Genomic DNA, 11,609 nt, shown 5'->3' with positions numbered 1-11,609 from the left:
GGTGGCGGTCGAGGGCTGGGAGGACGTTCCGGCGGAGGTGCGCAAGCGCCACGCGGAGCTGGCGGCCGAGGTCGAGGGGCACCGCGTCCGGTACTACGAGCAGGACGCGCCGACCGTCACCGACGCCGACTTCGACCGCCTGATGCGGGAGTTGGAGGCGATCGAGGCCGAGCACCCGGTGCTGGTCACGCCCGACTCGCCGACCCAGAAGGTCGGCGGAGCGCCCACCGAGCAGTTCGCCGAGGTGGAGCACCGCGAGCGGCTGCTCAGCCTGGACAACGCGATGGACGACGAGGAGCTGGCCGCCTGGGCCGACCGGGTGGCCCGCGAGCTGGACGGCCTCGAGTACCACTACCTGTGCGAGCTCAAGGTGGACGGCCTGGCCGTCAACCTCACCTACGAGCACGGCCGGCTGGTGCAGGCCGCCACCCGGGGCACCGGCCGGGTCGGCGAGGACATCACCGCCAACGTCCGCACCATCAAGGAGATCCCGCACCAGCTCAAGGGCGAGCACCTCCCCGCCCTGGTGGAGATCCGCGGCGAGGTCTACCTGCCGACCGAGGCGTTCGCCGAGCTGAACGCCTCGCTGGCGGCGGAGAACGAGCGCCGGCAGGCGGTCAACGAGCAGCGCGAGCGCGAGGGCAAGCGCCCCGGTGCGCTGCTCAGACTGTTCGCCAACCCCCGGAACGCGGCGGCCGGTTCGCTCCGCCAGAAGGACCCGCTGGTCACCGCCTCCCGCCCGCTGCACATGGTGGTGCACGGCATCGGCGCCCGGGAGGGCTTCGACATCGACTGCCAGTCGCACGCCTACCAGCTGCTGCACGACTGGGGTCTGCCGACCGCCCGGCACAACCGGGTGGTGGGCACGCTGGACGAGGTGCGCGCCTTCATCGCGCAGTTCGGCGAGCAGCGGCACTCGGTGGAGCACGAGATCGACGGCGTGGTCGTCAAGGTGGACGAGATCCCGCTGCAGGGCAGGCTCGGTGCCACCTCCAAGTCGCCGCGCTGGGCGATCGCCTGGAAGTACCCGCCGGAGGAGGTCAACGGCCGGCTCGCCAAGATCGAGGTCGGCATCGGCCGCACCGGCCGGGCCACCCCGTACGCGGTGCTGGCCGAGCCGGTCAAGGTCGCGGGCTCGATGGTGCAGTACGCCACCCTGCACAACCAGGACGTGGTCAAGGCCAAGGGCGTGCTGATCGGCGACACCATCGTGCTGCGCAAGGCCGGGGACGTGATCCCGGAGATCCTCGGCCCGGTCGAGGACCTGCGGGACGGCTCCGAGCAGCCGTTCGAGATGCCGACGCACTGCCCCGAGTGCGGCTCCGGGCTGCGCCCGATGAGCGAGGGTGACATCGACCTGCGCTGCCCGAACGCGCAGGGCTGCCCGGCCCAGATCCGGGAGCGGATCGCCTACCTGGGCGGCCGCGAGTCGCTGGATGTCGAGGGGCTCGGGTACGTCGCCGCCACCGCGCTGACCCAGCCGCTGGAGCCCAAGGAGCCCCCGGTCACCAACGAGGGCGACATCTTCGGCCTGACCATGGAGCAGCTGCTGCCGATCAAGGTCCGGGTGCTGGAGCCGAAGACCGGCATGCCCAAGCTGGACGACCGGACGGGCCAGGAGAAGGTGGTTCCCTTCTTCGCCAATCTCAAGGGCGAGCCGAAGAAGTCCGCCACCGTGCTGCTGGACAACCTGGAGAAGGCCAAGGACCGTCCGCTCTGGCGTTTTCTGAACGGTCTGTCGATCCGTCATGTCGGCCCGGTCGCCGCTCAGGCGCTGGCCAGGGAGTTCCGCGACCTGGACCGGATCTTCGCGGCGACCGAGGAGGAGCTGGCCGCCGCCGAGGGGGTCGGCCCGATCATCGCCAAGGCGATCAAGGAGTGGTACGAGGAGGACTGGCACCTGGAGATCCTCCGGAAGTGGCGGGAGGCCGGGGTCCGGTTCGTCGAGGAGAGCACCGAGGACGAGGGCCCCCGCCCGCTGGAGGGGCTGACCGTGGTGGTCACCGGCACGCTGGCCGGGCACACCAGGGACGGCGCCAAGGAGGCCCTCACCTCGCGCGGGGCCAAGGTGACCGGGTCGGTGTCGAAGAAGACCGACTTCGTGGTGGCCGGTGACAACCCCGGGTCGAAGTACGACAAGGCGGTACAGCTCGGGCTCGCGGTGCTGGACGACGCCGGGTTCGCCGTCCTGCTGACGGCCGGTCCGGAGGCGGCCCGGGCCCATCTGGGCATCGAACCGGACGGGCCCGGCCCGGCCGAGGAGGCCGCGGAGACCCCGGCCGAGGGCTGAGGCGCCGTTACCTTCCTGATGCCTCGTCAGCGGGGTCTGTCCGAAAGAAACCGGGCATTCTGTCAGTGTGCGGCATCCCGAGGGGGCGTTCCGGCTTCCGCGTGTCCAGGGTTGTCCGAAAGTCCGCCTTACCGGTCGGACACCGGCTTACCCTTAGAGCGACACTGTGTCAGCAGGGGCGGTCGGCACCGGGGTTGCAGCCGGTACCACTGGGGGCCGTCCGATGACTGGCGCCTGCCGGCTCTCCGGGTGTCGCACCGAAAGGCGGCCTGAACGGGGCGGGCCCGACGGAGGACAGGTCTTATGGATCGTACGACCGGCGGCGCGCCCACACGCCCGCCGCAGGGGGTGGCGGGTGCGGTCCTGCTGCTCGGCGTGCTGTTGGCCGGTGCGGCACCGCTGATCCCGCTCGCCGTCCTGGTCTACCGGCACGAGCCCGAGCTGCTGCCGCTCTTCGCGGTGCCGGTGGCGGTGCTGGTGGCGGCCTGGCGGATCGCCCGGGACCGGGCCCGGGACCAGCTCACGGACCCGCTGACCGATCTGCCGAACCGTCATGCCCTGCTGCTGGCCGCCCAGGAGGCGATCGCCGAGCACGGCGGCGACCAGGACTGGAACGTCGGCCTGATCCTGCTCGACCTGGACCGGTTCAGGTCCCTCAACGACGCGCTCGGCCACACCGCCGGTGACCGGCTGCTGGTGCACATCGCCCGCCGCCTGCACCGGGCGCTGCGCTCGGGCACCCACAACCCCGGCCGGGACGATCCGGACGACGTGTTCTCCAGCCTGCCGCCGCCGGTGCAGCACAGCCTGCGCCCGGTGGTGGCCCGGATGGGCGGCGACGAGTTCGCCGTCCTGCTCCCCGGGGTCGGCCGTCCCGACACCCTGGAGCGGGTCGCCAAGGCGCTGATCGCCGAACTCGCCGCGCCGATCCGCCTCGACGGGCTGCTGCTGGTGCTGGAGGCCAGTGCCGGGGTCTGCGTCTACCCGGCGCACGCCCAGGACGCCGAGGCGCTGCTCCGCCGGGCCGACGTGGCGATGGCGCACGCCCAGCGCCGCCGGACCGGGGTCGAGCAGTACGACGAGACCCGGGACCTTGACACGCCGTACCGGATCGGCCTGCTGGGCGACCTGCGGCGGGCCCTGGAGACCAACGAGGTGCAGCTGCACTACCAGCCGAAGGTCGCCTTCGACGGGCGGGTGGTCGGCCTGGAGGCGCTGCTCCGCTGGGAGCGGCCCGGCCAGGGGCGGGTGGCGCCGGACGAGTTCATCGGCCTGGCCGAGTCCAGCGGTCTGATGCCCCGGCTGACCGACTACGTGCTGGAGACGGCGGTCGGCCAGCTGGCGATCTGGCGCTCGCAGGGCCTGGAGGTCCAGGTCGCGGTCAACGTCTCGCCCCGGGACGTGCTCAACCCCGGCTTCGCCGACCGGGTGGCCGGGCACCTCACCCGGCATCAGGTGCCCGCCGCCGCACTCCAGCTGGAGATCACCGAGCGGCTGCTGCTCGACGACTCCCGGCTGGCCGCCGACACCCTGGCCGAGCTGCGGCGGTACGGGGTCGGCATGTCGCTGGACGACTTCGGGACCGGGCACTCCTCGCTGGTACGGCTGCGCTCGCTGCCGGTCGGCGAGCTGAAGATCGACCGGTCCTTCGTCTCCCGGATGGTGGCCGACGACCACGACGCGGCGGTGGTCCGCTGCTCGGTGGAGCTGGCCCACTCGCTCGGCCTGACCGTGGTCGCCGAGGGCGTCGAGGACGACGAGACCTGGGAGCAGCTGCACAGCATGGGCGTGGACGCGGTCCAGGGCTGGCTGGTCTCCGCCGCACTCCCGGCCGACCAGGCCACCGCCTGGCTGATGGTGCACCGCACCGGTGCCCCGGCGGTCGAGCTGCTCGCCCCGCCGGCCCTGCCGCCGGTACCGCAGTAACCAGCCCCGCCGGCCTCAGGAGCGTGACCTGAACAGGAGCGGGTCACGTTCGAGCGTGTCTGAACGTCAGAACAGGCTCGAACATGACCGTTTCCTGCGGCGATCACGCCCCCGAGGTCGGCGTCGCCGTTCCCCGAGCCCCTGCGGGGCTCGATGGCGGGTTCGCGATTGCCCATAGGATGGGCCCCAAGAAAGAGGCCGGGCAGGTCACCAAGCGCCCGGTCCGACCGGAACTCACCTTGAGGATCGCTGCATGCCTGGCATCACGCGCGAGGAGGTCGCCCACCTCGCCCGGCTGTCGCGTCTGGAGCTGCAGGCCGAAGAGCTGGACCACTTCGCCGAGCAGCTCGACGTGATCATCGGCGCGGTCGCCCGCGTTTCCGAGGTCGCCGGACAGGACGTCCCGCCGACCTCCCACCCGCTGCCGCTGACCAACGTCATGCGCGCCGACGTGGTGCGGCCGTCGCTCACTCCGGAGCAGGCGCTGTCCGGCGCCCCCGCCGTCGAGGAGCAGCGTTTCCGCGTGCCGCAGATCCTCGGGGAGGACTGATCACCATGACCGAACTGATCAAGCGGACGGCCGCCGAGACCGCAGCCGCCATCGCCTCCGGCGAGGTCTCCGCCGTCGATGTCGCCCAGGCGCACCTGGACCGGATCGACGCCGTCGACAAGAAGGTCAACGCCTTCCTGCACGTGGACACCGAGGGTGCGCTGAGCGCCGCCCGCGCGGTGGACGAGAAGCGCGCCCGCGGCGAGCAGCTCGGCCCGCTGGCCGGTGTGCCGCTCGCGCTGAAGGACGTCTTCACCACCAAGGGCGTGCCCACCACCTGCGGCTCCAAGATCCTCGAAGGCTGGGTCCCGCCGTACGACGCCACCCTGACGACCCGTCTGAAGGACGCGGGCGTGGTGATCCTGGGCAAGACCAACATGGACGAGTTCGCGATGGGCTCCTCCACCGAGAACTCGGCCTACGGGCCGACCGGCAACCCGTGGGACCTCTCCCGGATCCCCGGCGGCTCCGGCGGCGGCTCGGCGGCGGCGCTGGCCGCGTACCAGGCCCCGCTGGCGATCGGCACCGACACCGGCGGCTCGATCCGTCAGCCCGGCGCCGTCACCGGCACCGTGGGCGTGAAGCCGACCTACGGTTCGGTCTCCCGCTACGGCCTGGTCGCGTTCTCCTCCTCGCTGGACCAGGGCGGTCCGTGCGCCCGTACGGTGCTGGACACCGCGCTGCTGCACGAGGCGATCGCCGGTCACGACCCGCTGGACTCCACCTCGATCGACGCGCCGGTCCCGGCCGTGGTCGAGGCCGCCAAGCGCGGCGAGGTCCGCGGCATGCGGATCGGTGTGGTCAAGGAGTTCGCCGGCGAGGGCTACCAGCCCGGCGTGATGCAGCGGTTCAACGAGAGCGTCGAGCTGCTCCGCGAGCTGGGCGCCGAGATCGTCGAGGTCTCCTGCCCGTCCTTCACCCTGGCGCTGCCCGCCTACTACCTGATCGCGCCCAGCGAGGCCAGCTCCAACCTGGCCCGCTTCGACGCGATGCGGTACGGCCTGCGGGTCGGCGACGACGGCACCCGCTCGGCCGAGGACGTCACCGCCCTCACCCGTGAGGCGGGCTTCGGCGCCGAGGTCAAGCGCCGGATCATCCTCGGCACCTACGCCCTCTCCTCGGGCTACTACGACGCCTACTACGGCTCGGCCCAGAAGGTCCGCACCCTGATCTCGCGCGACTTCGACGCGGCCTTCGCCGGTGTCGACGTGCTGATCTCGCCGACCACCCCGACCACCGCCTTCCCGATCGGCGAGCGTGCCGACGACCCGATGGCGATGTACCTGGCCGACCTGTGCACCATCCCGTCGAACCTCGCGGGCAACGCGGCCATGTCGCTGCCCTGCGGCCTCGCGCCGGAGGACAATCTCCCGGTTGGCCTGCAGATCATCGCCCCCGCGATGGCGGACGACCGCCTGTACCGCGTGGGCGGCGCCGTCGAGGCCGCACTCAACGACAAGTGGGGACACCCCCTGCTGGAGGAGGCACCGGCACTGTGAGCAGCATCGAGAAGGCCAAGGGGTTCAAGAAGTCCAAGCCGGGCCTGTGGCTGTCCATCGGCACCAGCGCCTTCGGCGCGGTCTCGATCGTCAAGGACGTCAAGAAGGCCCGTGGCGAGAACGACACCCTCAAGCTGATCAACGCCCTGGTCGGCGCCGCCGCGCTGATCACCGGCACCGCACTTCTCGTCCGTGAGCTCAAGCGGCTCGGTGACGACGACGTGCTGCTGGGCTGACGGACCTCCAAGACTCAACTGAAGGGGACGCTGTGAGCGTCATTAGCCTGGTCTCGTACGAGGACGCACTCACCTCGTACGACCCGGTGATGGGCCTTGAGGTCCATGTCGAGCTGGGTACCAAGACCAAGATGTTCTGCGGCTGCTCGACCGAGCTGGGCGCCGAGCCCAACTCGCAGACCTGCCCGACCTGCCTCGGCCTGCCCGGCTCGCTGCCGGTGGTCAACGCGATCGGTGTGGAGTCGGCGATCAAGATCGGCCTCGCGCTGAACTGCGAGATCGCGGAGTGGTGCCGGTTCGCCCGGAAGAACTACTTCTACCCGGACATGCCGAAGAACTTCCAGACCTCGCAGTACGACGAGCCGATCGCCTTCAACGGCTACCTCGACGTGCAGTTGGAGGACGGCTCGACCTTCCGGGTCGAGATCGAGCGTGCCCACATGGAGGAGGACACCGGCAAGTCCTCGCACATCGGTGGCGCGACCGGCCGGATCCACGGCGCCTCGCACTCGCTGCTGGACTACAACCGGGCCGGCATCCCGCTGATCGAGATCGTCACCAAGCCGATCGAGGGCGCGGGCGACCGGGCTCCGGAGGTGGCGAAGGCGTACGTGGCCGAGCTGCGTGAGCTGATCAAGGCGCTGGACGTCTCCGAGGCCCGGATGGACAAGGGCCAGATGCGCTGCGACGTGAACCTGTCGCTGCGTCCGCACGGCCGGGAGAAGTTCGGCACCCGCTCGGAGACCAAGAACGTCAACTCGCTGCGCAGCGTGGAGCGGGCGGCCCGGTTCGAGATCCGCCGGCACGCCACGGTGCTCGACGACGGCGGCACCATCGTCCAGGAGACCCGGCACTTCCACGAGGAGGACGGCTCCACCACGGCCGGCCGGATCAAGGACAACGCCGAGGACTACCGGTACTTCCCGGAGCCCGACCTGGTCCCGATCGCGCCCGCGCGCGACTGGGTCGAGGAACTGCGGGCCGGGCTGCCCGAGCTGCCCCGGGTCCGCCGGGCCCGGCTGCAGGCCGAGTGGGGCGTGACGGACCAGGACATGCAGTCCATCCTCAACGCCGGTGCGGTGGAGCCGATCCTGGAGACCATCGCGGCCGGTGCGCCGGCCGACCAGGCCCGCAAGTGGTGGCTGGGCGAGCTGGCCCGCCGGGCCAACGAGACCGGCATCGAGCTCACCGACCAGCCGATCACCCCGGCCCAGGTGGCCCGGGTCTGCGCGCTGGTGGCCGAGGGCAAGCTGAACGACAAGCTGGCCCGGCAGGTCATCGAGGCCGTGCTGGCCGGTGAGGGCGAGCCGGACGCGGTGGTCGAGGCCCGCGGCCTGGCCGTGGTCTCGGACGACTCCGCGCTCGGCGCGGCGGTCGACCAGGCGATCGCCGAGAACGGCGCGATCGCCGACAAGATCCGGGACGGCAAGATCGCCGCCGTCGGCGCCCTGGTCGGGGCGGTCATGAAGACCACCCGCGGTCAGGCCGACGCCGCGAAGGTCAAGGACATGATCTTCGAGAAGCTGGGGGTCACCCCCGAGTAAGCAGGGGTACCTAGGCCGTTCGGGACCGCCCGCTCCGTACTCACGGGGCGGGCGGTCCTCGTCTAAGGACCTGACGGCCGGGAACATGCGGCATGCTCCCGATGTGGTGACCCCCCTCAGCGGAGGAAGCTCGTAGCAGGACGAAGGACCGGCCGACCGAGGCCGGGACGGTCCGCCGAGGAGGGGCATCACCATGATCGAGTACGAGCTGATCCAGGCCCGGTCGCAGGAGCTGCAGCGGCTGGCCAGGCACGACGCGCTGGTCCGGGAGGCGCTGGGCGCGGTGGCCCGCGAGGACCGCCCGAGCCTGCGCAGCGGCCTGCGCAGAGCGCTGGAAAACCGCCGGGTACGGGCCCTGAGTCCGCGCCCGCAGCTCCACCGGGGCTGAGCTGAGGGTACGAATGCTGACAGACCCTCACAGCCCGACCGCCACCCGTCCGAGCGGCGCGGTATCCGCTCGGACGGTGTCGGCGGCCTGTGGCATGCTCAGCGCCATGGAGCAGATATCGGTGAGCCCGGTCTTCGTCGGACGCGGCACCGAGATCGGCACCCTGAACGCTGCGCTGCGCCGGGCGGCGGCCGGTCAGCCGCAGGCGGTGCTGGTCGGTGGCGAGGCCGGGGTGGGCAAGACCAGGCTGGTCGAGGAGTTCCTGACCGCCGCCTGCGGGCCCGGCGTGGTCACCACGCTGGGCGGCTGCCTGGAGGTGGGCGCCGAGGGCCTGCCGTACGCACCGCTGGCCACCGCGCTGCGCCGGCTGCACCGCAGCCTGGGGGTCGAGCTGGAGCGGGCCGCGCAGGGCATGGAGGGGCACCTCACCCGCCTGCTGCCGGAGTTCGGCGCCGACGACACCGAGCCCAACGACGAGTTCAGCCGGGCCCAGCTGTTCGAGCACACCGCCCGGCTGTTCGAGCGGCTCTCCGTCGATCGGACGATCGTGCTGGTGGTCGAGGACCTGCACTGGTCCGACCGGTCCACCCGGGAGCTGCTCGCCTACCTGATCCGCACCCTGCACCGGGCCCGGGTGCTGATCGTCGCCACCTACCGCTCCGACGACCTGCACCGCAGGCACCCGCTGCGCCCGTTCCTGGCCGAGCTGGACCGGCTGCGCACCGTGCAGCGGGTGGAGCTCTACCGGTTCGAACGCGGCGAGGTGGCGGCCCAGCTCGCGGGCATCCTCGGCACCGACACCCTCGACCGGCAGCTGGTGGACCGGATCCACCGGCGCTCGGAGGGCAATCCGTTCTTCGTCGAGGAGCTGGCCGGCGCCCACCGGGACGGCTGCGACACCGGCCTCACCGACTCGCTCCGCGACCTGCTGCTGGTCCGGGTCGAGGCGCTCCCGGACCAGACCCAGCGGATGCTGCGGATCGCCGCCGAGGGCGGCTCGTACGTCGAACACGCCCTGCTGGAGGCGGTGCTGGACGAGAGCGAGGACGTCCTGATCGACGCGCTGCGCAATGCCGTCGGGGTCAACGTGCTGCGCCCGGACACCGACGGCGAGGGGTACCGGTTCCGGCACGCGCTGGTGCGCGAGGCGATCTCGGACGACCTGCTGCCCGGCGAGCGGTACCGGATCAACCGCAGGTACGCCACCGCTCTGGAGCAGGACGGCTCGCTGGCCTGCAACAACGGCCTGCCCGCCCGGCTGGCCAACTACTGGTACCACGCGCACGACCCCGGCCGGGCGCTGCCGACCGCGCTGGAGGCCGCCCGGGTGGCCCGGCGGCGGAATGCCTTCGCCGAGCAACTGGGCATGCTGGAGCGGGCGTTGGAGCTCTGGGACGAGGTCTCCGACGAGGTCAGGGCGGAGAACCTGCGCCCCGCCGACTGGGCCGGGACGTACCCGCCGTGCGGCCACGCGGGCGGAGCCTGCCGGCTGCTGCACCTGGTCGACGTACTGGCGGAGGCGGTGCTGGCGGCCCGCCGGGCCGGGGACCGGGACCGCGGCCTCAGCCTGGCCAAGCGGGCCTTCAAGCTGCTGGACGAGGAGGCCGAGCCGGAGCGCGCCGCCTGGTTCCGGATGCAGCGCGCGCTGATGCTCGGTCACCTCCGGCGCAGCGGCAGCGACGAGGAGATCGAGCGGGCCCAGCAGCTGGTGGCCGGTCTGCCGGCGTCGCCGGTGCAGGCCGAGGTGTTCGCGCTGGCCGCAGGGCACGCGATGCTCGGTGACCCGGTCGAGGCCGACCGGGAGCTGGCCGAGCGGGCCGTCGCGATCGCCCGCGAGGTCGGTGCCGACGCGGTCGAGCAGCACGCCCGGATGACCCTGGGCAACCTGTCCGCCTACTTCGGCGAGCCGGAGGCCGGGCTCGCGCTGCTCACCGACGCGGTCGAGCGGAGCCGGCGCACCGGCCCGGTGGACGTGCTCTGCCGGGGGCTCAACAACCTCTCCAGCCTGCTGCTCGGTCTCGGCCGGGCGGCCGAGGCCGAGGCGCTGGCCCGGGAGGGCCTGGCCGTCGCCCGGGGGAACGGGCTGCTCGCCAACATCGGCGCCCTGCTGACCGGGAATCTGGTCGAGTCGCTGCTCGCCCTCGGCCACCCGGCCGAGGCCGAACAGCTGCTGGCCGAGCTGGAGGACGACCCGACGGCCCGCGCGTACCACCCGTTCCTGGACCGGCTGCGAGCCGAACTCCGGCTGGACCAGGGGGATCTGGCCGCCGCCGAGGAGTACCTGGAGCGGGCCAGGGTGGCCGGGCGGCAGGTCCGGCAGGCCCAGCACGACCTGCCGCTGGCCCGGCTGGCGATGCGGGTCGCGACCAGGGCCGGCCGGCCGCTGCAGGCCAGGGCCGAACTGCTCGCGGTCCTCGACCACCTGGCCGACCGCCCGACCGACCGGGGCCTCTCCGACGGCTGCCTGTACGGGCTGCTCCCGGTGCTGGTGGAGGGCGCGGCGGGAGAGGCCGACTCGCGGGGCTCGGCGGCCGCCGATCTCGGGCGCCCGGTGGTGCTGCGGCGGGTCGCCGAGGTGGCGGCCCAGCTGCGTCCCCGGACGGCGCTGCACCGGGGCTGGGCCGCGCTGCTGGCGGCCGAGCTGGCCCGGGCCGAGGAGACGGACACCCCGGAGCAGTGGGCCGCAGTGGTGCGGCAGTTGCGCGACACCGGTCTCGGCTGCCCGCTCGGGCAGGCGCTCTACCGGCAGGCCGAGGCGCTGCTGACGGCCGGCCGCCGGGAGGCGGCGGTCGAGCCGCTGCGCGAGGTCCAGGCCCTGGCGACCGCGGGCCGGTACCTGCGCCAGGACATCGGCCGGCTGACCGCCAGGTCCGGGCTGTCGCTGGCCGCCCAACCGGTGTCAGCCGCCCGTCCGGCCCAACCTGCCGAGCCCGCCGACCAGTTCGGCCTCACCCCGCGCGAGCGGGACGTGCTGCACCGGCTGGCCCAGGGGCGGACCAACCGGCAGATCGCCGAGGAGCTCTACATCTCCCCGAAGACCGCCAGCGTGCACGTCTCCAACATCCTGGCCAAGCTCTCGGTCGGCAGCCGGGGCGAGGCCGCCGCGCTGGCCCACCGACTGCACCTGCTCGGCGCCTGAACGGGCGTCAACTGCCCTGCGGTGCGGGCTTGTCGGG

At 72.5% G+C, this 11,609-nt stretch carries 7 protein-coding genes and 1 pseudogene; all 8 read left to right on the top strand.

What is annotated here, in order from left to right:
• Position 1 precedes the first annotated feature (1 nt).
• The 8 genes and pseudogenes from ligA (at position 2) to ACIRPK_RS31155 (ending at position 11,572) form a co-directional block, all read left to right on the top strand.
• The gene (gene ligA, locus ACIRPK_RS31190; protein WP_403044670.1) at positions 2-2,290 is read left to right on the top strand and encodes an NAD-dependent DNA ligase LigA; all 2,289 of its coding nucleotides are present in this window, start codon (positions 2-4) and stop codon (positions 2,288-2,290) included.
• 366 nt (positions 2,291-2,656) lie between these two features.
• A pseudogene (locus tag ACIRPK_RS31185) lies at positions 2,657-4,216 on the top strand (putative bifunctional diguanylate cyclase/phosphodiesterase); the annotation flags it as partial.
• Between the two features lie 253 nt (positions 4,217-4,469).
• Positions 4,470-4,766 carry an Asp-tRNA(Asn)/Glu-tRNA(Gln) amidotransferase subunit GatC gene (gene gatC / locus ACIRPK_RS31180; RefSeq protein WP_403044667.1) on the top strand — a complete coding sequence of 99 codons (297 nt, stop codon included), beginning with the start codon at positions 4,470-4,472 and terminating at the stop codon, positions 4,764-4,766.
• A 5-nt stretch (positions 4,767-4,771) separates the two neighbouring features.
• Positions 4,772-6,265 carry an Asp-tRNA(Asn)/Glu-tRNA(Gln) amidotransferase subunit GatA gene (gene gatA / locus ACIRPK_RS31175; RefSeq protein ID WP_403044664.1) on the top strand — a complete coding sequence of 498 codons (1,494 nt, stop codon included), beginning with the start codon at positions 4,772-4,774 and terminating at the stop codon, positions 6,263-6,265.
• Positions 6,262-6,501: a hypothetical protein gene (locus ACIRPK_RS31170; RefSeq protein WP_403044661.1), complete on the top strand. Its 240-nt coding sequence runs from the start codon at positions 6,262-6,264 to the stop codon at positions 6,499-6,501. The genes gatA and ACIRPK_RS31170 overlap by 4 nt, the downstream gene beginning before the upstream one ends.
• 32 nt (positions 6,502-6,533) lie before the next feature.
• Entirely contained in the window at positions 6,534-8,045 is a 1,512-nt protein-coding gene (gene gatB, locus ACIRPK_RS31165; RefSeq protein WP_403044658.1) for an Asp-tRNA(Asn)/Glu-tRNA(Gln) amidotransferase subunit GatB, read from the top strand.
• A 193-nt stretch (positions 8,046-8,238) separates the two neighbouring features.
• Entirely contained in the window at positions 8,239-8,433 is a 195-nt protein-coding gene (locus ACIRPK_RS31160; protein WP_403044655.1) for a hypothetical protein, read from the top strand.
• A 106-nt stretch (positions 8,434-8,539) separates the two neighbouring features.
• Positions 8,540-11,572 carry an AAA family ATPase gene (locus ACIRPK_RS31155; RefSeq protein WP_403044654.1) on the top strand — a complete coding sequence of 1,011 codons (3,033 nt, stop codon included), beginning with the start codon at positions 8,540-8,542 and terminating at the stop codon, positions 11,570-11,572.
• The last annotated feature ends 37 nt before the right edge of the window (positions 11,573-11,609 follow it).

Origin of the sequence: Kitasatospora sp. NPDC101801 (assembly GCF_044766665.1) — a bacterium.
In the GTDB taxonomy this organism is placed as follows: Bacteria; Actinomycetota; Actinomycetes; order Streptomycetales; family Streptomycetaceae; genus Kitasatospora.
Note: the sequence above shows the minus strand (reverse complement) of the source record. Positions and strands in the feature narration are given on the sequence as shown.

Bases quoted from the DNA above. Each gene is read 5' to 3' on its own strand.
- gatA (WP_403044664.1), top strand. From the start codon at position 4,772: ATGACCGAACTGATCAAGCGGACGGCCGCCGAGACCGCAGCCGCCATC.
- ACIRPK_RS31160 (WP_403044655.1), top strand. From the start codon at position 8,239: ATGATCGAGTACGAGCTGATCCAGGCCCGGTCGCAGGAGCTGCAGCGG.
- ACIRPK_RS31155 (WP_403044654.1), top strand. From the start codon at position 8,540: ATGGAGCAGATATCGGTGAGCCCGGTCTTCGTCGGACGCGGCACCGAG.
- gatC (WP_403044667.1), top strand. From the start codon at position 4,470: ATGCCTGGCATCACGCGCGAGGAGGTCGCCCACCTCGCCCGGCTGTCG.